The following is a 21162-nucleotide window of genomic DNA, read 5'->3' as shown; positions in this document are numbered from 1 at the left end:
CTTGGAACCCATCTCTCCTTTTTTAAATCAGTTTGTTGAAGTAACATTACCTGAGAATAATAACGTTGTAGGCCAAGTGATGGATCAGGGGATTGATATCCTCGTTCTATATGAAGGTACACGTTACATCTATGTACCCTGGATTCATGTAAAATCAATCAAACAGATATGCTCTGATCTAGTCAATCCTTTTGAGCTACAAGAAAGTCCAATTCTTTTAAATAAAGAAGCTTTATCTTATCGGAATATTCTGAACAAAGCAAAGGGCTTGTTTATAGAAATTAATGTAACAGGTTCACACTCTTTGCACGGATATGTGACGACTATACTAAACAATTATCTAGTGTTCTATTCCCCGGTCTTTAAGACTATGTTTATTTCCCTCCATCATGTAAAATGGCTGATCCCCTATAGCCGAAGCTTTATCCCCTTCTCTCTTAGTAATCATCATCTACAGATTAAAGCATCTCAAATTCCGCTTTCTCGTTCTTTTGAAGAACAGATGAAACGGCTGGAAGGAGAACTTATTATCCTTGATACAGGTGATGATCCTCACAAGATTGGAATAGTTAGCCGTTTAGAAAACAATTTGTTAGAACTTATCAATATGACGGGTGATCGAACCAATTGGAATGTACAGCATATTAAAACGATTCATCTTTCTTCCTAACATCTCTGCAAAAAGTAAAGGAGGATCGGTGCTTAAGGCAACCGACCCTCCTTTTCGTATGAGGGGGTTTTCATCCCTCATCATCCACGTATGCTGTTGTTTAATTAGCGAGCTAGTTGTTGCTCAGCGAAAGAAACAAGGCGCTTCGTGATTTCTCCACCAACAGATCCGTTTTGGCGAGAAGTAGTGTCTGGTCCCAATTGTACGCCGAATTCAGTAGCGATTTCGTATTTCAATTGGTCAAGAGCTTGGTTAGCTTGAGGAACTAAAAGGTTGTTGCTAGAATTGTTGTTAGCTGCCATAACCTTTCATCTCCATTCTATTTGGATTTTTGCTGAGGCTAATGTGGCCTTCAGCATTCAACCGATCCACTTTGGATAGGCTCAATGCTGACGGCTACGCTATTTCTTTACTGTTTATGGAGGTGTATCTATATGATGTATCATTTCATTTTTTTCATTCCTGCTTTTTTTTACTATTTTCTAGAAATCAGCCAATCCCCGCCTTTCATGCTATAATAGCGAAACAGAGACAGTTGGCGTTTATTATGGGAGGAGTTATTTGCTTTGAAGAATAAAATTTTACTATTGGATGGCATGAGCTTTCTTTTCCGTGCATTTTATGCCTCCTCATGGACAGGCAGTATTCGTCAAACCAAAAGCGGATTGTACACGAATGCTGTCTATGGTTTTACCAAAATGATGCTTGATTATGCAGACCTCATTCAACCAACTCATCTGATCGTTGCTTGGGATGTTGCTTCACGCGAGTCCTTATTGCGTAGTCAATGGTACGATGGTTATAAATCGAATCGAGTCGAACCACCTGCCGAGTTAATTCCTCAGTTCTCGCTGGTGAAGGAGGTTACCCAAGCTTTCTCTATACCTAATGTAGGCTTGTCAGGTTATGAAGGGGACGATATCTTAGGTACGTTATCCAAACGATTTGCTGAAGAAGGTCATGAAGTAATCATATGCTCGGGTGACTATGACAGCCTACAGCTTGTCTGTGATCAGGTACATGTTAAAATTTTGAAAAACGGCGGGAAACATGAGCATTACTGCCCACAGTCCTTACTCGAACAAAAAGGTATTACATCTGCTCAGGTTATTGATGTAAAAGCCCTGCAAGGAGATACCTCTGATTGTATCCCCGGTTGTCCTGGCATTGGGGAAAAAACAGCAGTGAAATTAATAACAGAGCATGGTACCCTAGATAATCTGTATGCTAATGTAGATTCGCTAACACCTAAAATGCGAGCCAAATTGACAGAGAATAAAGAACAGGTATATCTAAGTCAAAAATTAGCAACCATTCTATCTGATGCTCCTGTGGAGTTAATGTTAGAGGAAGCAAGCTGGGAATATGATCCAGTATTGGTTTTAGAAAAAATGAATGAATTAGAATTTAGTAAAACGATGCTTGCGCGGATTGGATAAGAAGAAGAGCAAACCAAAAAGAGCTGTGGAACCTAATCGGTCTACAGCTCTTTTCGATATATAGTTTTTTATTTTGGACATACTAATGAAACTGTAGCACTCCGCTATGGAGCAAACACATCAAGGAAGAGTCCGCTGTTCTGTGGGTCATTGGTTTCCCATGAGGTAGCAAAGCGTACCTGATGGGAAATCCCAATCAGGTCATAGGTCTGAACGAGATGTTGTCGTGCCGTTCCCATGATTAAGGAATGCAATTTAACCTGCTTATCCACAGCCATCTGGCCCAATAATTGACGCACCGGCGGAGATATTTCTCCGATACCATCAGTAATCATAACGAAATCAGCAGCTTCGAACTTGGGATTCTCATACAATATCTGTATGCCCCGCTTTATTGGCTCATCGAAATTAGTGCCTCCACCAAAAGCCTGCTGAGCTAGCTCATAAAACCCCATCCAATCTGGCTTTTTGTAATACAAGGGTCGTTCAATAACCTCGCTCTTTGTGCCAAATAGCATAAGCATAAAATCACGTTTTTCCAATAAAGAGATAGCTGCAAAGGTCATAACAAAAATTTGGGCTAACCGAAGCTTTGCACCTCGCATAGAATGAGAACTGTCCAACATGCAAATTACAGGTCCACTAGGAGGCTCATCGCGCCAGCCTATCGTGTCGTATGTTAGTAATTTTTGTTCCAACGCCTTAACCATAAAATAGGTTTCTAAATCAGGATCAGCAAGTAACAATGCTTCACTCGCCAACAAATGAGACAAATCTCCACTCTGCCTTAAATCATCATATTCTTCCGGCATACGTCGTTCTTTACGCTTTTTTTTACGCATAGAAAATTCGTGAACATTACGTCCCACTTCCTGCAAAAAGTGTAGTAGGTCTGGATGCTTGGAAAGCTGCTCCACCCATTTTAAATACTTTTCATATGTTTCCCTTCTGAGTTTCCCCAGATCACTTCCCCACCGTCGATTCGAGAAACGTTGACTCGCCTCTACCAAGGCAAATAAATAGGAGGTATCCTGCTCTTCGGTCTGTAATGACTTCTTTAAAGATTGCTGTAACCAGTCACCCAATTCCTGTTCTAGGTGCTGTATTGCCGACTTTTCTTGCTTTATGAGACGCTCTACCTGCTTTTGTCTCTGCATCAATTCTGCTTCCAGCTTTTTTACCTTCTGCAACAGCTTGGGACGCTTTATATAATTCGTTTTCATCTCTTCTTGCATCTCTATGATTCGACTGCGCAGTAATTGCACCTCTTCTTCTGCCAGCGGACGAGCAGATTGAGATTCTTCCTTATTCTCTACCATTTGCTTCCCCTGCTGTAAGGTGTAGCCTACCAACCGTAATTGCTCCTGCTGTTTTTGGGTCAAGCGTTCTAGTAGCTGATCCGTTTGCTCAGGATCACTCGATTGCTGGTCAATATTTTGCCCTTGCTGTGATTGGTCTGAAACACCTAGTATCTTGTCCATTTTTTTACGCCGCTGTACCTCTTCTTCAAAGCTAGAGACTAGCCACATAAGTGCCTTACTCGCCGTTTTAAAGGAGGCGCTCTCGCTAGCTATGGTTCTTGGATGAATACTTTGGTAAAAATGCTGACGCAACAAAGAACGAACCATCCAACGATGAAAAGGAACAGCATCACTAGCTTCATTTACCTCTGGCTGCTTCAAATAAAAAGCTAAGAAGAAATCAAACAACAGTGCCTCACTAAACCATGGCGATTTACGCATCGTTTCCTCGACCCATTCCTTTGCAATACGAGAAGAACGAAAATAAGCATCAAACACAAAGCGATCTACACGCTGGTGTCGTACAAACATCTCCCGTCACCACCATTACAAAGTATAGTCGTACTCGACTCCGGGAAGCTCTCGGTCAAACAGCGTGCGATACAAGCCCTGTAGGATTTGCAAATGTCGTTCTCCCTCCAGACGCAGGTGCGCGAACTTCACCGTATAAGACTCCACATGTAATAGCATGAAATTTTTCTCCAAAAGATAACCAGGCAAGTCCGCCTCCTGCTTAAGCCAGTCCGTCAGCTTTTGCTGTAGATGACGTCCTGTTTCTTCCAGTTCTATCCGGCACTGCTCCAGCATTCTTTTTGCTTGCTCTGAAGCTTCCTTAGTCATTTTGGAGCCAATTTCCTTTTTAAATTGGAAAGCATGAAGCTCATCCTCTTTTTCCATCCATTTGCTTGAAATCTGTTCATAATAGCGCAAGGGAAGCTCCTTCTCTAGCTCTACCTTCAAGGATTCCATAAATCTCTCTTGGTACAGCTCAGTCAGTACTGGTAAATCCTCAGGTACATCCCAAAGCATATGTGGAGTAAACACCGTATCCCAGAGAGAAACCTCATCCCGTCCATTCAATACAGCGGAGGTTTGCCATACTAGTGCAATTTTACGCAAACGACGATCAGATATAACGAACTCTTTATCTTCCATTTGCTGTTTTAATCTGTATAAGAAGTAAACAAGTGATTCCGGTATATGCACCTTAGAAGCCGCCCCTTGTACATCTTTTACTTCGTACATGTTAAATAAGGTAGGAAGAGGTTCAAAATCAAGCTGAAACATCTTCTCATAACTGGAAGCAAGCTTCAAATAGCCAACCTCACATCGAATAAGAAACCGATCATATAACGCCGCTAATTGCTCCTGATCGTCAGGCAGCTCGTTAGAGGCCGCCATCACAAACAATAATGGTACTTCCTCCTTCTCTTGACCATTAAAGAAGACGCGTTCATTCAAGATAGATAACAAGGCGTTTAAGATAGCGCTGTTTGCCTTAAAAATTTCATCCAAAAATGCAAATTGTGCCGTTGGTAAGTATCCTTTTGTTTTGCGCACATATTGATCCTGCTTTAATTGCTGTATGGAAATGGGACCGAATAATTCATCAGGTGTGCTAAAGCGTGTTAATAAATATTCAAACCAATGATTGGTACCAAATAATTGTGAGAAAGCACGAGCTAGCTGTGATTTTGCAGTTCCTGGCGGGCCTACTAACAGAGCATTCTCACCGCTCATGACCGCTAAAAACAGCAGACGAATCAATTCCTCCCGCTCTAAAAAACGCCCTTCCAATTGCTTAATAGCGCTTTGTATACCACGTTGCATAGCTTTCGTATTTGGCTTCATACATCTGCTGCTCCTCTCTGAAACAAATCTGCTTCCATGATGACATATGGAAGAAAAAAAAGAAAGTTGAGCACTGATTAAAACCGCTGGTGGTAAGGTGACAATAAGGATACAACACATAAATTGGAAGGTGATTGCAATATGCCCCACGTGCACTTAAGCGAAGAAGAATATCAGGTCATGATGGATCGAATTTACAAAATTATTTCTCGTACGGAAGAATTGGATCACGTGACCCATCATCTTATCTTTGAAGTATGGAGAATTCTCCATTTCGGAAAAGTGGACAGCCGCTCTCCCATGCAAGCTTTACCAAAAGCTGAGTCCAAAAGCAATTCGTATTAACACAAAAAAGCTCGGTACTCCAAGAGGAAGCACGAGCTTTTTTTCATGAAATAATTCACATATCCTGACTGCCTAATTATTTACTTCAGCAAAGCTTCAATAAATAAAACAGGTGCTTGGTAATCCAAGATTGTACAAACAATGGATGTAGTCATATCATCCTCAAACGGCTCTATATAATCAGGTACCGCAATAAGTTCGGTAAGGAATAGCTGACTGCGGAGGGAGTGTACAATATTCAGCTTGTTCGATAGAGTGAGCGTAAGGATTGGAAAGAGCAACAAGAAGCTGCTCCATCACGCTGTAATCGCCTTGTTGTACTGCGCTCTCTAAAGCTTCTTCTACCAGATGATTCCGTGGAATTAGCGCAGGATTGCTGTTTTGCATCAATTGATACGAGGTTGATTTCGATCCCTGCTGCCTGCCTCGGCGAGCCTGCCACATTTCATGCCACTGGGCAAACTCTGAGGTTCCAGACAGAACCGTATCCTCTAGCCTACCAAAGGTTAATGCAAGGAAGGTATTGGTATAGTCCGCTCGATACTTCTGCATCATTGTGAGGAGATCTTCAATAAGGGATTCATCCTGTTTCTCCTCATTACCGATCCCAAGCTTTGCTCTCATTCCCGCAATCCAATTACTGTGATATAACTCAGTAAAATCTGAAATGGCATCCTGGGCCAGTTTGACCGCCTGCTCATGATCGTCATGGAGCAGAGGCAAGAGGGTTTCAGCGAATCGCGAGAGATTCCATGCAGCAATACGCGGCTGATTGCCATAGGCATAACGCCCCTGAATGTCTATGGAACTAAATACTGTTGCCGGATCATAGGCATCCATGAAAGCGCAAGGACCATAATCAATGGTTTCTCCACTAATGGCCATGTTATCGGTATTCATCACCCCGTGAATAAAGCCTACTAGTTGCCACTTAGCAATCAGTGAGGCCTGACGCTTGATAACTTCCTTAAGTAATGAAAGATAGGGATTATCACCAGCCTCAGCCTCTGGAAAATGTCTTTGCAATGTATAATCCGCTAGGACTCGGAGTTCATCAATCGTGCCCCATTTTAAAACGTATTGAAAGGTGCCGACACGAATATGACTGTCAGCCACTCGTGTTAGAATTGCACCAGGCAGGTCAGTTTCACGAATGACAGTCTCACCGGTTGTCACCACCGCTAGACTGCGGGTAGTAGGAATACCAAGCGCATGCATTGCTTCGCTGATGATATATTCACGTAGCATCGGCCCAAGTGCTGCTCGACCATCGCCCCGACGAGAGTATGATGTTCTTCCTGAACCCTTTAGTTGTATATCAAAGCGTTTACCTAGAGGGGTGATCTGCTCTCCAAGCAGCAGAGCCCGTCCATCTCCTAGCATCGTAAAATGCCCAAATTGATGACCCGCATAAGCTTGAGCAATAGGAAAAGCACCTCCGGGGATTCGATTGCCAGCAAGCACTTCTACTCCATCTTCGCTTTGAAGTGCCTCCATGTTTAACCCAAGTGCTTCTGCCAGCTTTTTATTAAGAATAATCAGCTTTGGTGAGCGTACAGGGTTTAAGTTGAGACTTGAAAAAAATGATTCTGGCAAACGTGCATAACTGTTGTCAAAGTTCCATCCTGCTTCTTGCATTGCCTTTCTCTGCGTCATCGGATCTCCATTTCCCCTTTTCTTATTTATGTTTTTTGTATCTTTACTTTTCCTTTACACAAAAACAATTGATATTCTATGTACTTTTGGCTATCTCTATCTCAATTCCAGCACTAGCCAATCCCTTTTAGTGTCTACTTTTTCCAATTTATTATACCCTTTCCACACTTATATGGCACACTTTCTCATCTAGTTTCGTTTTTTTGAAAACAAGTAAATTCCTATTATACTAAGCAGATAGGCAATCAACTTTATGAAAAATAAAAAAGAGAGCTACTCCTGCCCTCCTTCAGACCATCATTCTTCAACCTATCCGCATTATAAAAATTGCTTTACAAGTAAGTCTTGAGCATATAAAAATATACCCCATCCCACTCCTTAAGCAAACTTACATAATGTTTTGTATTCATTTTTTATCATAGCAAACTATACACAGCTTAATACTGTATTTCAATTCTTAATCGTCTCCATAACAGATTGTCACACATAGTCATTTCCACGAAAAGAACTATTTAAACGGCATACCATTTCTCAAAGACAATATGGACATTATTACCGATAATAAATAGATATCTGGTATTATTTTTAATATTCAAACTAAAAGGAGAGATAATTATATGTCTAATACTGCAATGATAACATTAAGAATTATACTTTACGGAACGATGATTTATTTATTTAATATGTTCATTCCAAGTAATATGATAGCAAATGGACTCGGTTTATTAGTTGCTGGATTTATTTTAGAACCTATATTCAAAAAAATAATTTTTAAAAAGAAATAAAACATAGTCCCTCAAAACCAACGTAGGAAAACAGTATTTCCTACATGGTTTTGAGGGAATTCGTTACAGTTTCCTGATTAGTAAATGAAACGACTCGCATGTATAGCAGGTGGCATTTTTCGTTCTTACATGTAATGACATCGCTACATTGCTTCACCGGTTAACCAATTATCTTTCGGGATTCGTAAAAATATCAGGTAAACTTTTTTGTAAGATTCTTTTATTACAACTCTTCTCCGTTCGACTGAACAACCCTCTGATACCAATAAAAGCTCTCTTTTTTCTTTCTTTCGAGTGTTCCATTGCCATAATCATCTTTTTCGACGTAGATGAAACCGTAGCGTTTAGACATTTCGGATGATGAGCAGCTGACAATATCGATTGGTCCCCACGGATAGTAGCCGATTACTTCCACACCGTCTTTAATTGCTTCTTTTATTTGTTCAATGTGGCGTTTAAGGAATTCAATGCGATACGGGTCATGAATTTCGCCGTTCTCATCAACCTTGTCATATGCACCAATACCGTTTTCAGTAATCATGATCGGTTTTTGGTAGCGATCATAGTACAGATTTAAAGCAGTTCTTAAACCGATCGGATCAATGGACCAGCCCCAATCGCTTGCTTTCAGCTCCGGATTTAAGTATGCAGAGTTAAGCTTCTTTGCACTTTCTGCATCAGAAATTCGCGTGTAGTAGTATGAGAAGCTAAAGAAATCTGCTGTATTTTTAAAATCTTCTTCATCATGTTCTCCGAATTGAATCGTAATATTATTCTCCTCAAAGAAGCGGAACGCATAATTTGGGTATTTACCACGCATGAGAATATCAGAGAAATAATACTCCATTTGGTTGCGTTTTACCGTTGCCAGTACATCTTCCGGCTTACATGTTGCGGGATGAGAAATTGCATCAAAGAGCATCATTCCGATTTGTATCTTAGGATTGATTTCTTTTGCTATTTTTGTTGCTCTCCCACAAGCAACAAGCTCATTGTGTGCACCTTGGTATTTGGCTTCCAACAAGTTTTCCACACGATCTGCCGGAATACCGAGGTGATTGAATGATTCAAACGTAATTAAGTTAATCTGGTTTACAAGAATCCAGTATCTCACTTTATCTTTATATCTGTTAAATAATACTTCACAGTAGTGGACAAAAAAATCGATCATTTTTCGGTTATACCATCCATTATATTCGGTTGCTAAATGCAATGGCATTTCATAATGGGAAACGGTAATGAGAGGTTCCATTCCATTTTTAATAATCTCATCAATAAGATCATCGTAAAATCTCAATCCTTCTTCATTCGGTTCTGTCTCATCGCCTTTCGGAAAAATGCGTGCCCAGTTGATAGATGTACGAAACGAATTCATTCCCGTTTCTGCAAGCATTTTTAAATCTTCTTTATAACGGTGATAGAAATCAATCGATGACCGTTTTGGATAATGACCTTCTTTATCTTCTAGAGCAAACTGAATGTCTTTTGTTGTCAATTCATAATTGCCTTTTTCCTTAATACTCACGTCATCAGTAAACTTATTGATATCTGCTACACAAAGTCCTTTTCCGCCTTCTAAATAAGCACCCTCTGCTTGATTTGCCGCAATGGCGCCTCCCCATAAAAAGTTTTTAGGAAATGTAGCTGGATTTTTTCTCAAGTTGCTTGCCTCCCTTTATTGTCTTGTCAATACATTTTGCTGGATGTAGCATTTTTTATTTGTATACAAACTCTTCCAACTTTAACTGGTATGCACAGGTGATCCGATTGAATATTCCGTTAAATAAACTCTCCGTTCGTTTCAATCACTTTTTTATACCAGTAAAAGCTGTCTTTTTTAATACGTTTTCGCGAGCCATTCCCTTCATTGTCTATATCAACATAAATGAAGCCATAGCGTTTTTCCATTTCAGCCGAAGAACAGCTGACAATATCAATCGGTCCCCAAGCACAAAACGCGAAAATTTCCACACCATCTTTAACAGCTTCCTTAACTTGGGTGATATGCTCAGATAGATACGTGATACGGTAATCATCATGAACCATCCCATCTTCCAGCTTGTCATACATGCCAAAACCGTTTTCAGCGATCATGATTGGCACTTGATAGCGATCATAATATTGGCATAATGCGTTATATAAGCCTTTAGGATCGACAGCCCAGCCCCATGGATTTGCTTTAAGATGCGGGTTTTTACTTAAATCAATGGGGTTCATACCATTCCTTTTTGCTGAAACCATGGAGGAATAGTAGTATGAGATGGCCAGAAAGTCCATAGTGTTTTGTTTTAAAATAGTTGCATCCTCTGGCTGTTCGTTAATTGAAATATCATTTTCATGAAAGAAACGTCTCATATAGCCAGGGTATTCGCCTCTAAATTGAACATCGGTAAAGTAATATTGTAGGCGATTTCTTTTCAGCGCCAGTACAATATCATCCGGATGGCAGCTCTCTGGATAGGCTGTACAATCGGCCAGCATAGTGCCCATATGAAGAGAAGAACTCAATTCTCGCGCCTTTTTAACAATACGAGCCGATGCAACCATCTGATTGTGAATAGCCTGGTACTTAGCCTCGTCTAAATGATCCACCTGGTCTTTGCAAATCGCAACCGAGTTAAAGGATTCATGATACATTAAATTGATTTGATTGATCACAATCCAATATTTCACTTTGTCTTTGTAACGATCAAGCAATACTTCTCCATACCGGACGAAAAAATCAATTACTTTGCGATTATTCCATCCTCCATATTGAAGTGTAATGTTTAACGGTGTTTCGTAGTGAAGCATTGTAATAATTGGCTCCATACCAAGACTTCTGATTTCATCAATTAACTTATCATAGAAAGCAAGCCCTTCTTCGTTCGGCTCTTGGTCATCACCATTCGGAAAAATACGGGACCAATCAATAGATGTTCGAAAAGTTTTAAAGCCCATTTCGGCCAGAAGCTGTAAATCTTCTTTATAAGTGTGATAAAAGTCGATTCCATGTCTTTTCGGATAGTAACCGACTTTGTCTTCAATCGCTTCTTTCACTTTCGCAAGAGTCATATCAGAATCATGACTTGTAATATCTTGATCACTACGATACCGGTGAACATCAGCAAGGCTAATTCCTTTTCCGCCAATCCCAAAAGCACCTTCGCATTGGTTAGCCGCAACCGCACCGCCCCATAGAAAATCTTTTGGAAAAGTACCTTCAAACGTTCTCATGGTTATGCCTTCTTTCCATCAATTTTTTCATCAATTCTTCTAAAAACGCGAACTAACCGTTTGGCAATTTCATATTCGCTCTTTACAGTCATTAACGTATCTTGGGCATGGGCAAACAGCAGTGAGAAAATGGCTTCCTCTCCCTGTGCTTCTTTTTGTACGGTTTCTGTTTGCAGCTTATGAGATGCAACGATATCTTTATTTGCTTTTTCTAATACTTTTTCAGCACGGTCGTATTCCTCCTGTTCGCAGCATTTTAATGCTTCCATGACATCATTGCGGGCATCACCTGCATGTAAAATCATTTGCATTGATATTAAATACAGCGCTTCTAGTTCTTGTTCTCTATCAATCATGGTACAATCTCCTTTATTGTTGTTTTGGAATGCTATAACGAATTACTGTTCATATTCGCTTACTTCTAATTCTTTCTTCCTCTCTTGAATATCGTAAGCTTTAAAGAACGGGAAGAAGATAATAAATGCTACGACAAATAATATCATTGCTAAAACAATAGCTCTCCAATCTTGAGTTGCCAAATATGATGAAATCGGCATTGGCAAATACCAAAGCATGAAAGTCTTCGTCGGGATACTTACCCAGCCTGCATGCAGCACCCAGTACGTAATACTCGGAATAACAATTGCAGTGATCCACATCGGAATCATTAAAAATGGGTTAAAGACTATTGGCGCCCCAAACATTAATGGTTCATTGATATTAAAGATAGAGGGAACGATCGTTGCCTGTCCAATAGCTTTCATACGCATTGATTTTCCTAGGAAGAACATCATGATAACGAGAGGTAAGGTTGTTCCGATTCCACCCATGCTTGTAAAGGCATAAAGCGTTTCCATAACTGCGATATTGGATGGGGTTCCTCCAGATGCTGCTACTTGTGCATTTTCGGCAAGACCTGATAAATAAACGGGATAAATAACTGGCATCATTACCCAGCCGCTAATACCAAAAGTGTACAGAAACGCTGGAATGAAGACAGATAAAACAAATCCAGGATAGCTTTGAACAATACTTGATAAGGGTTTAAAGATCGCTAAGATTACTTCAAAGAAATCAATTTTTGCTTGAACACCAATCAGCCATCCAGTCAGCATAATCAGCGTAATCGGAATAAGTGTGTCAAACCAAACAACGATAAAGTCCGGAATTGATGAATCCTCTGAGAAAAACGAGAATTTGGAGAATTGAACAAGTACAAATCCAACAAACAAGCCGACTATCAATGACAGGAACATACCAGTTGCTCCAAATCGATCTAGCATGAACTGAATTTGTCCGTTCTCCAAGATGACTGGCGACAATAAGAACAGATAAAGAGCCAAACCTGTTGATCCTGCTATTAGCTTTTTATTATCGAGTTTCTTTTTCTCCATAATGAAATATGGGATTAAGAAGGAAACGAATAAGCCCAGCAGACCGAATGTAAATGTATTAATTAAAGAAAAATCAGGGAGCCACGAAAATACACTATTTAATAGACTGACAATCGTAATTAGCGAACCGACAAGGATTAGAGGCAGAATAGTCATAACCGCATCCTGGATCGATGATACCCACGGGTTTTTCGTGATTTTATTAACCCTTGGACTAAACGATTCGTTCATAAAAGTCATTATTTTCTCCATCATGTTATTCACCCGATTCAAGTAGGTTAGTAATAAGGTCGCACGCTTTATTGCCATCTAAAGTGCCATAAATGATTTGCGGGATTACAGATACTTTAATTTGATAGTCTCTTACTTTCTCTTTCAATTCATCCTCCATATATTTCAAGTGAGGACCAATTAACAAAACATCGATTTCATTTAGATACTCCGATAATTGTGACTCGCTTCGTGCTTGTACAGACATTTCCATTCCTCTTTTTTTGCCTGCTTTACGAATAGCGTTTGCCATAAAGCCGCTTGAAGCACCTGCTCCACAGATTAACAATACTCTTGTCATTTGTAATTCCCCCTGAATCATTTTTTGGTTTCGCTTACATGCTTAGTATTGCATTGGTCGAATTTTAAAACCAACAATAAAAGTTCCTACCCATAGGAACGATAATTGACCTCATATTTTCTATTCTCTACCTTTCAAAAAAGCAAATATACTATCCTTTCTACATAGATCGTTTTCCAACTTTTTTTGATAACGATGTGAAAACCTTTAATGAAAGTTCAATAACAGGTCCAACTAAAAAGATACAAAGAATGGTTCCGATACCGTATAAACCACCTAATAAAATCCCCGTAACGACTAAAATTCCATCAATGGTCATTCTTGTTACCTTTATGGTCACGTTTAATCGCGTGGAGAAAAAGAACATAAGGCCTTCTAACGGTCCCATTCCTGTTTTTGTAGATAAAAAGAGACCTGTTCCACATCCGTAAATCAAGATACCAATCAATGCAATGCATATACTTGGTATAGATTGCAGGAATAATGAAATCATTCCATCCATTGCAAGAAATAAGTTAATAAAATAACCGCATCCAATACTGAAAATAAGACTTCCCACCCCGAAAAACTTTCGGTTAAGAAAATAATTAATGACTAAACAGGTCAGACTAAAGATCTGACTTGCTGTCCCAAATCGAATCGGAATAAAATGTAGTCCGCCCAATAAGAACGTACTAATCGGATCTACCCCTAATTCCGCCAGCAAAACCAGTGAAATCCCAAAGGCTGTCACAACTGTGCTAATGACAACAAGTGTATAATTCATCATTTTTTGACTCATTTTCATAGTTCCCTCATTTAGCGTTCATTTGTATGAAAGTATTTCATCTTTCCTCTGAAGGAACCAACTAAAAAAAGTTCCTATCTGTAGGAACTTTTTTTATTCGCATGCATATTATTCTTTTTTTATAATAAAATGAGGAACCCTATATCTTTCATATAAGGAGCTCTGTTATGAAAAATGATCGTAAAGAGGCTTTCATTCAATACCTAGCATCTAAAAATGATTGGTGTACAGCGACAAGCTTGGCGAATTATTTTAAAGTGTCCACAAGAACCATCAGAAAATATGCTAACGAAATTAACCAGGATCAAATCATTATCGCTTCCTCTCCCCAAGGATATCAGCTTGTAAGTAGGAACCAAGTAAAAACAGACGATAATCCTACTTCTCCCATGGATCGTATGAAAGTCATATTGAAGGAATTAATTCTACACTCGGAAGGGGTAAATATCTTTGATCTTGGTGATAGACTTTTTTTAAGTGTTTCTTCAATCGAAAATGACATCGTTCATGCAAATAAAATTATTAAGCCCTATCAATTAAAAATCCGCCATAGAAAAGACATGCTCATTTTAACAGGTGAAGAGAGCGATAAGCGGAAATTAATGAGCTTTATTATTTCACAAGAAACCTCCAACGAATTTTTAAGCTTAAAAGCTGTTCAAGATTCCTTTCCGGATTATGATGTTTCTTTACTAAAAAATGAAATCGTTTCCATTCTGAGCGAACATAATTTGTATGTGAACGATTATATTATGAATAATATCCTCCTCCACCTTGTTATTACCGTGGACCGAATAAAAAATAACAACTCGGTTATTCAAGCAACTAATCTCCATAAATTAAAAAGCAATCTTGAAACAAAAGCAGCCAATAAAATCGCTGATTTTCTGGAAGCACAGTACAGTATCCGTTTTAACGAATCGGAGCGCTATAATTTTATTTTGCTTTTATCAAGTAAAACGACATTGCTTAATTATCAGTCATTGACGCCTAGCTCTTTAAATCATTATGTCGATGAGCATTATGTGAACCTCTCTAAAAAATTGCTAGAGAAGGTACATGAACGTTATTTTATTGAAATCCTTGATGATGAATTTTTTGTCAATTTCACGCTCCATATACGCAATTTAATTTTTCGGGCAAAGAATGAGCAAATGGCTAAAAATCCTTTAACACATAAATTAAAGCATTCCTATCCTCTCATTTATGAACTGGCTGTCTTTATATCCAATCAAATTCAGCTGATGGAAAACATTCATATTAAGGAGGATGAGATTTCTTATATTGCTTTTCATATCGGGTCTTACTTTGAACGAAAGGTAAGCCTAGAAAAGAAGATTTTATGTGCAGTTATTTGTCCTAACTACTATGATATGCAAGTACAACTGATTCAAAAGCTAGAAAAGAAATTTCATGATTCTTTAGAGATTATTAAAGTTTCATCTGACTCCAGTGAGGTTGCTTTATTCGAGGAAATAGACTTAATCATCAGCACACTGCCTTTACAGAAGGAACAAGTCCCATCTGTATTTGTTCACCCTTACCTGACAGAAGAAGATTATGAATATATTCAAAGTCAAATAAACAAACTAAATAAGCAAAAAAAGATACGCAGCCTAAAGCAATATCTTGACTTATATTTTGATGAAGATTTATTTATGAAGAATGTATATCTCGACAGTGATGAAGCCTACATTGCATTCATGTCGAATCTGCTTTATGAGAAAGGCTATGTGTCCCAAGACTACGGAAAGTCTGTATTAGAGAGAGAGCGAATGTCCTCCACTGCCTTTAACAACAATGTAGCTGTTCCACATTCTATGCATATGGATGCTGAAAAGACAGGTATTTGCATTATGATTCTGGACCGCCCGGTAAATTGGGGAAAAGAGAAGGTGCAAGCCATTGTGATGATTTCAATCAACAAACATCAGCGCGAATTATTCAGCCCCTTTTTCGAAGGCGTGATCAATATTCTATCGGAATGGAAAAATGTCAATGAACTAATTAAAGCCAAGGACTATGAGGATTTTATGGACAAGATGACGAGGCTTTTACATGAGAGCTAATTATTTAAAAGCTGCTATTTTCTTTTGTAAGACTATCACGGTATATCTGCAAAAACCTTTATAATGGAAGCAACTGACTTTATGAGCAGTTGCTTTTTTACATTCTTATAAACACATATGATAAACTCAGCTTATCAGGTATAACCAGATCTTATTTTCTTGTTAAACTAAGAAATGTTCTAGGTGATAAAAGGAGGCTCATTATGGGGATGCATTTGAAATTATTACACAAGAGCAAGCAGAAGAGATTGCATACCAATTTTCCTCCTCAACCATAAGCGGAATGACTTTACTTTACTAGCACAAGTATTAATCCCTTCGAATTACTCACTAGTTGCGGCGGCAGATTGATTCAAGCCAAAGATATCTTATACACGATATAAATACCTACAATGCAACTTGCAAGAACTAATTCTAATGTGACATGGCGAGTAGCTTTTATCCTTCCAATTCCTATATCTAGAACACTGTTCCTCATTTGCATAAGAAAACCTCCCCACCTTTTTCTGTACCACTTCACATTTTATCCCTTAGTTACCACCTTACTATTGATGTATATAAAAAAGAGTCCCATATTACTAAAGGAACTCTTCTCTACTGACAACATATGGGTTATTTATTTTTAAAACATTACACATTAGTGATCCCAGTCCACGACTTGCTCCTCCATAGCGCTGATCGATTCGGCTACCTTAACCATCATGGAACATTCAATTCTCTTCCTAAAGATATCACAACTGAAGTCGTAGGTTCCATTGAGGGAGCCTGTCACATGAAGCGCATTAGCAGGACAACCACCACTACAGTACAGTTTTGCCCAGCAGTCCTGACATTCCGGCTTCGAATAGCAGTTGCTTTCTTTAAACTTGTATTGCAACTCTGGTTTGGTAATCCCATCCCAAATGTTTCCCATACAATAATTCTCATCCCCTACAAATTGATGGCAAGGGAAAAGATCACCCCATGGAGTGACAGCAAGGTATTCGGTTCCTGAACCACAGCCAGCGATTCTTTTCTGAATACAAGGGCCTTCTGAGAGGTCAAGCATATAATGGTAGAAGGTAAACCCATTGCCCTTTTCCTTACGTTGAAGCATTTCCTTCGCGAGAATTTCATATTGGTTATAAATCTCTTGGAGGTCATTCTCGGTTAGCGCATAGGGCTCGCTTGGATCACAGATAACAGGCTCCATCGAGAGTTTATCAAATCCAAGGTCTGCAATATGAAAAATGTCATTGGTAAAATCGAGATTGTTCTGGGTGTAGGTTCCACGTACATAGTATTCTTTGTCTCCACGCTTCTTGACAAAATCCTGGAACTTCCGAACAATAAAATCGTAGCTTCCCTCTCCAGTGACTGTTTTACGAAGTCGATCATGAACCTCTTTTCTGCCATCAAGGCTTAATACAACATTATACATTTCTTGATTTAAGAAATCGGTAACCTCATCATTAAGTAACATACCATTCGTAGTAAAGGTGAACCGAAATGTCTTTTTGTACTCTTTTTCTTTACTTCTTGCGTAAGCGACTATCTGCTTGACAACCTTCCAAGCCATAAGCGGTTCTCCGCCGAAGAAATCGATATCGAGATTTCGGTGGTGACCCGAGTTTTCCAATAGGTAATCGATAGCTCTTTGCCCAACCTCATAGCTCATGATCGCTCTGTCTCCGTGGTATTTCCCCTGACTAGCAAAGCAATATTCACATGACAGATTACAGGTATGCGCAACATTGAAGCATAGAGCCTTTACATAGGTCTGACGATTTCTCAGATCAATAGAGAGATCCTTAAATTCATCCTCAGTAAAGAGTTGCCCGTCTTTTTTTAGCTCCTCGACATCTGCTATGGTTTCACGGATGTCCAGCTCAGTAATAGCACAATCATGTGCATACTTTTCCAGCATCATTGCCACTATTTTTTCTGTAGAAGTATTTTCGTAAAGTGCGATGATTTCATAAGCGAGGTCATCGACAACATGTACCGATCCACTATAGGTGTCAAGCACAATGTTGTATCCGTTTAGTTTATATTGATGAATCATACTTGATAATCAAGCTCCTTTTGCCCATAAAAATTGCCGCCCATCCGCAAAGCAGTTGGGCGGTACATTTCCATTACCTATCTGTTCAATTTGTTTTCACATTGCTGATTAGCAATTCCACAGGAAGTTTTGCAAGCTGACTGACAGGATGTCTGGCATGCGCCACATCCACCAAACTTTGCGGTATCCTGCAATTTACGCGTGCTCAATGTTACGATTCTTTTCATGATGTACAACCCCTTTTCACTATTTTGAAGCAATGAGAATCAATATCGTGATTTTTTTCACAATATTACCTAGATAATTTTAACAACGCCTCTGGTTGACGTCAATTATAGCTAATGTCTTATCTGTGAAACTTCACTTGATTTCGCTTATATAGATGTCTCATCTACCCTCAAAAACCAATTCACGGAAGAATATCATCTTTTTTTCGTAAAATGCTCGCTGTTTTTCTTTAGAAAAAATGTAAAAACCCTTGCCATCATACCACGTTACCTGTTCATTTTAACAACTGGGGGAGTCAGCTCCCCCGCTGCGTTCTACTTCAATACATCTACTACGAATTTTGACCAGCTTTCTAATCTTCCGTATATATCCGGCTGTAACAATTCCTCGATGGTTGTCCACTTGCCTTCCAACTGATCAATTTCTCTTACACTCACAGTCGCATCTTCATCTAAATCAAGTGTTACAAGAAGTCCAATATGTACTTTACCTACTTCTTCTACGTCATCATTGATAAAGCCAATCGTGTTAAACTCTCGATCTGCTGCTTGTATGTCCAGCTCTTCCTCTAGCTCTCTAAGTAAGTTAATCTCTAAAACTTCCTCGAAGCTGCTGCTATTTTCGTCATTCATGTGACCCCCTGTACCTAAAGACAGCTTGTCATGCAGGCGTGCTTCTCCACCGCCTGATAGACGTTTGTACATGAACAGCTCATTGCCCTTGCGAATTACTACATATGGAATTGGTTGCTTAAAGCCCTGATCTTCCTCAGCATCTCCGCGTCTCATAACAGAATAATGAGATGAAATATTACTCATTAGCCTCGTGATTCTGTCAGGTTCCTTTTCAATTCCTTGGAAAGCCAACCGCTCATTATCAAATAGTTCCGTTCGTTTTACCACTAAAATTTGTTCATCCATTTTACCCATTGTTAATGCTCCCTTACGTAATATCAATTTCCTCATCACAAATCGGGTTATACCATTTGCTAATAGAAGTCTTTAGTATACAGTATATTTGTTAATAGATGTTTGTTTAGAAAATCGTAGGAAAATTGCTTCAATTCTTTTCGTATCTACAGCTACATTCTGAAAGAAATTTTGATCTAGTTCCTCCTTCTGACTTTTTGTTTGCCTTTTTCTTTAGGCTGTTTTCTAAAAGATTGTTGCTTTTTACATCATTATTTGTAGATATTATACCTTCTGATAAAATAGGAATATAAGGTATTTTCATTATTTTAAAGTCACAGAAAAGAAGGTAAGCTATGAAAGACAAAACCAAGAAAACAAAAAAGGATTTCAACCCAAAAGACGCTGTTTTCGTATTCTCTTCTTTTACATTCATTTGCGTGGCCATCATTTTTATTCTTATCGTTTATGATGTACTCACAATTCATAATTTCCTATCGTTCGAAAAACCAATCAGAATGATAATGCATATATGTAGTGCTTCGTTTGCTCTACTTTTGTTTGGTGTAATCTTAACGCTTTACATTCCCTCAAAATACATTGACGATACAAACAAGAGTTATCAAAATTATTCACTGTTACCTATTTTTGTCTTTATGCTTTTAGGAGCGTTATTTGAAGAACTTTTGTTTAGAGGAATTATTCAAAATTTACTTTTCATATTTATAGAGAGCCAATGGATTGCAATTATAGCAACTACTTTATTTTTCTTAGGTTTTCATAATCAATACTTCAAAAAGCCTATCATGCTAATAAATATAAGCATACCAAGTTTTACTTTTGGCTGGTTATATTTTGAAACAAACAATATTTTAGTACCATTTGTTGTGCATTTTCTAATGAACTTAGGAATAACGCTATTATTCAAATACAATTTAATAAGGGTTAAAAAATAACCTTGTTTACTGATATTTCGATCTTAGTACTGCTTATGGTCCACATAGATACACATTAAAAGATTTTGGTTATTAGAAAGGAGTTAATATGTTTCGTATTAATTATCAACTTGCTTTGTCTGAATCAGAAATTTCCTCCCTTACGCATGAAGAGCTTATAGAAGATTACGGTGATGATTTCTTAGGATTGATACTCTTTTCTTTTAATGAGCAGGAGTATGGATATTATTCTGAAGATGCAACGATCCATGAATTCAACTTATTCGAAGAATGGATCATATCATGGTTTCAAATGCTAAATGAGGCTCTAATCATGTTAAAAAAGGAGGGATATGCTGCTATTAAAACCATAGAAGAACCCGATAACTGGATCGTAATTAAAAATAGGAATGAAAATGTATTGATTGATTTCGTACTGGCAACAGATAGGGTTCCTAAGGAATTTGTAACTCCCGTTCCGCTTTGTTCCATCTATGATGCTGGATGGGAAAATGAGATTATAAATAAAGCACAATTTCTTTCTGAACTTAAAACGAAAACAGGCGATTTCATTAAAAAGATAGAAAGATTGAATAACGATCTTGCAAAATCAAGTGAAAACTTTCAAAGACTGAAAGAAACATACCTACTGGCACACTTTTAGTTATCATAGACAGACCTACCAGTTGTAGAAAATAAATCAACAGGACAAAAAGATAAAACTACCTTTTTGTCCTGTTTTATATGATCACGTATCAAACTCAATAGATTGTAATTCTCCTTTTCAAACATTGACTTTAAAAACCGTTCTTCTTATGTAAGGATATATTTTATACCAAGTTTATTTATTGACTCCCAAACCATAAATAATAGCGTTGCTAATGCAAAACCCCGACTCTCTCCTCCCTATACATTGATCATTTCCGTTATCAGCTGCGATTCATCTTCTTCTCCCCCACTAGC

At 38.5% G+C, this 21162-nt stretch carries 21 protein-coding genes; 7 read left to right on the top strand and 14 right to left on the bottom strand.

The features are described from left to right. The first annotated feature begins 1 nt into the window (after position 1). Positions 2 to 670, top strand: a complete 669-nt coding sequence (locus GOP56_RS03655; protein WP_163244534.1) for a DUF2642 domain-containing protein — start codon at positions 2 to 4, stop codon at positions 668 to 670. 104 nt (positions 671 to 774) lie between these two features. On the opposite strand, the gene GOP56_RS03650 is transcribed toward GOP56_RS03655, so the two are convergent. Further along, on the bottom strand, positions 775 to 972 hold the full coding sequence (locus GOP56_RS03650; protein WP_003337354.1) for an alpha/beta-type small acid-soluble spore protein: 198 nt from the start codon (positions 970 to 972) through the stop codon (positions 775 to 777). A gap of 294 nt (positions 973 to 1266) precedes the next feature. Between GOP56_RS03650 and GOP56_RS03645 the strand changes: the two genes are divergently transcribed. After that, positions 1267 to 2109 (top strand): 5'-3' exonuclease, encoded by an 843-nt coding sequence (locus GOP56_RS03645; RefSeq protein WP_050816505.1) that lies wholly within the window; start codon positions 1267 to 1269, stop codon positions 2107 to 2109. Positions 2110 to 2213: 104 nt separating this feature from the next. Here the strand turns inward: GOP56_RS03645 and GOP56_RS03640 are convergent, their stop codons facing one another. Together GOP56_RS03640 and GOP56_RS03635 are read right to left on the bottom strand one after the other, a co-directional pair. Next, complete coding sequence (locus tag GOP56_RS03640; RefSeq protein WP_163244533.1) at positions 2214 to 3941, bottom strand: VWA domain-containing protein; 1728 nt, start codon at positions 3939 to 3941, stop codon at positions 2214 to 2216. Between the two features lie 15 nt (positions 3942 to 3956). Next, the gene (locus tag GOP56_RS03635) at positions 3957 to 5261 is read right to left on the bottom strand and encodes an AAA family ATPase (protein ID WP_163244532.1); all 1305 of its coding nucleotides are present in this window, start codon (positions 5259 to 5261) and stop codon (positions 3957 to 3959) included. 141 nt (positions 5262 to 5402) lie between these two features. Here GOP56_RS03635 and GOP56_RS03630 point away from each other — a divergent pair, with 141 nt between their 5' ends. After that, positions 5403 to 5606 carry a hypothetical protein gene (locus GOP56_RS03630; protein WP_003342165.1) on the top strand — a complete coding sequence of 68 codons (204 nt, stop codon included), beginning with the start codon at positions 5403 to 5405 and terminating at the stop codon, positions 5604 to 5606. 180 nt (positions 5607 to 5786) lie between these two features. On the opposite strand, the gene GOP56_RS03625 is transcribed toward GOP56_RS03630, so the two are convergent. Then, positions 5787 to 7262 carry a protein adenylyltransferase SelO gene (locus GOP56_RS03625; protein ID WP_163244531.1) on the bottom strand — a complete coding sequence of 492 codons (1476 nt, stop codon included), beginning with the start codon at positions 7260 to 7262 and terminating at the stop codon, positions 5787 to 5789. Between the two features lie 617 nt (positions 7263 to 7879). Between GOP56_RS03625 and GOP56_RS23280 the strand changes: the two genes are divergently transcribed. Beyond that, positions 7880 to 8047: a hypothetical protein gene (locus GOP56_RS23280; protein ID WP_174250653.1), complete on the top strand. Its 168-nt coding sequence runs from the start codon at positions 7880 to 7882 to the stop codon at positions 8045 to 8047. Between the two features lie 223 nt (positions 8048 to 8270). On the opposite strand, the gene GOP56_RS03620 is transcribed toward GOP56_RS23280, so the two are convergent. The 6 genes from GOP56_RS03620 to GOP56_RS03595 form a co-directional block, all read right to left on the bottom strand. Continuing rightward, positions 8271 to 9707 (bottom strand): glycoside hydrolase family 1 protein, encoded by a 1437-nt coding sequence (locus tag GOP56_RS03620; protein WP_163244530.1) that lies wholly within the window; start codon positions 9705 to 9707, stop codon positions 8271 to 8273. Positions 9708 to 9826: 119 nt separating this feature from the next. Further along, positions 9827 to 11263 carry a glycoside hydrolase family 1 protein gene (locus GOP56_RS03615; RefSeq protein WP_163244529.1) on the bottom strand — a complete coding sequence of 479 codons (1437 nt, stop codon included), beginning with the start codon at positions 11261 to 11263 and terminating at the stop codon, positions 9827 to 9829. Between the two features lie 2 nt (positions 11264 to 11265). Continuing rightward, complete coding sequence (locus GOP56_RS03610; protein WP_163244528.1) at positions 11266 to 11619, bottom strand: PTS lactose/cellobiose transporter subunit IIA; 354 nt, start codon at positions 11617 to 11619, stop codon at positions 11266 to 11268. A 42-nt stretch (positions 11620 to 11661) separates the two neighbouring features. Beyond that, positions 11662 to 12912 (bottom strand): PTS sugar transporter subunit IIC, encoded by a 1251-nt coding sequence (locus GOP56_RS03605; protein WP_003342177.1) that lies wholly within the window; start codon positions 12910 to 12912, stop codon positions 11662 to 11664. 1 nt (position 12913) lies between these two features. Further along, positions 12914 to 13228, bottom strand: coding sequence for a PTS sugar transporter subunit IIB (locus GOP56_RS03600; protein WP_003337342.1), 315 nt, complete (start codon positions 13226 to 13228; stop codon positions 12914 to 12916). A 160-nt stretch (positions 13229 to 13388) separates the two neighbouring features. Further along, a complete protein-coding gene (locus tag GOP56_RS03595) occupies positions 13389 to 14015 on the bottom strand; it encodes a YczE/YyaS/YitT family protein (RefSeq protein ID WP_121474130.1) in 627 nt (208 codons plus the stop codon). Positions 14016 to 14182: 167 nt separating this feature from the next. Between GOP56_RS03595 and GOP56_RS03590 the strand changes: the two genes are divergently transcribed. Next, entirely contained in the window at positions 14183 to 16084 is a 1902-nt protein-coding gene (locus tag GOP56_RS03590; protein WP_121474129.1) for a BglG family transcription antiterminator, read from the top strand. A gap of 352 nt (positions 16085 to 16436) precedes the next feature. Here GOP56_RS03590 and GOP56_RS24160 read toward each other — a convergent pair whose 3' ends face one another. The 4 genes from GOP56_RS24160 to GOP56_RS03575 form a co-directional block, all read right to left on the bottom strand. After that, complete coding sequence (locus GOP56_RS24160; protein ID WP_256380002.1) at positions 16437 to 16568, bottom strand: hypothetical protein; 132 nt, start codon at positions 16566 to 16568, stop codon at positions 16437 to 16439. Positions 16569 to 16721: 153 nt separating this feature from the next. Beyond that, positions 16722 to 18128 (bottom strand): thioether cross-link-forming SCIFF peptide maturase, encoded by a 1407-nt coding sequence (gene scfB, locus GOP56_RS03585; RefSeq protein ID WP_022585185.1) that lies wholly within the window; start codon positions 18126 to 18128, stop codon positions 16722 to 16724. Between the two features lie 77 nt (positions 18129 to 18205). Further along, positions 18206 to 18355 carry a six-cysteine ranthipeptide SCIFF gene (scfA, locus tag GOP56_RS03580; protein WP_003346275.1) on the bottom strand — a complete coding sequence of 50 codons (150 nt, stop codon included), beginning with the start codon at positions 18353 to 18355 and terminating at the stop codon, positions 18206 to 18208. A gap of 315 nt (positions 18356 to 18670) precedes the next feature. Further along, complete coding sequence (locus tag GOP56_RS03575) at positions 18671 to 19285, bottom strand: hypothetical protein (protein ID WP_003337328.1); 615 nt, start codon at positions 19283 to 19285, stop codon at positions 18671 to 18673. Between the two features lie 335 nt (positions 19286 to 19620). Here GOP56_RS03575 and GOP56_RS03570 point away from each other — a divergent pair, with 335 nt between their 5' ends. Continuing rightward, a complete protein-coding gene (locus tag GOP56_RS03570) occupies positions 19621 to 20220 on the top strand; it encodes a CPBP family intramembrane glutamic endopeptidase (protein ID WP_163244527.1) in 600 nt (199 codons plus the stop codon). An 88-nt stretch (positions 20221 to 20308) separates the two neighbouring features. After that, on the top strand, positions 20309 to 20863 hold the full coding sequence (locus GOP56_RS03565) for a hypothetical protein (protein ID WP_163244526.1): 555 nt from the start codon (positions 20309 to 20311) through the stop codon (positions 20861 to 20863). The last annotated feature ends 299 nt before the right edge of the window (positions 20864 to 21162 follow it).

This window comes from Brevibacillus sp. 7WMA2, assembly GCF_010748895.1.
Lineage (GTDB): Bacteria > Bacillota > Bacilli > Brevibacillales > Brevibacillaceae > Brevibacillus_B > Brevibacillus_B halotolerans.
Note: the sequence above shows the minus strand (reverse complement) of the source record. Positions and strands in the feature narration are given on the sequence as shown.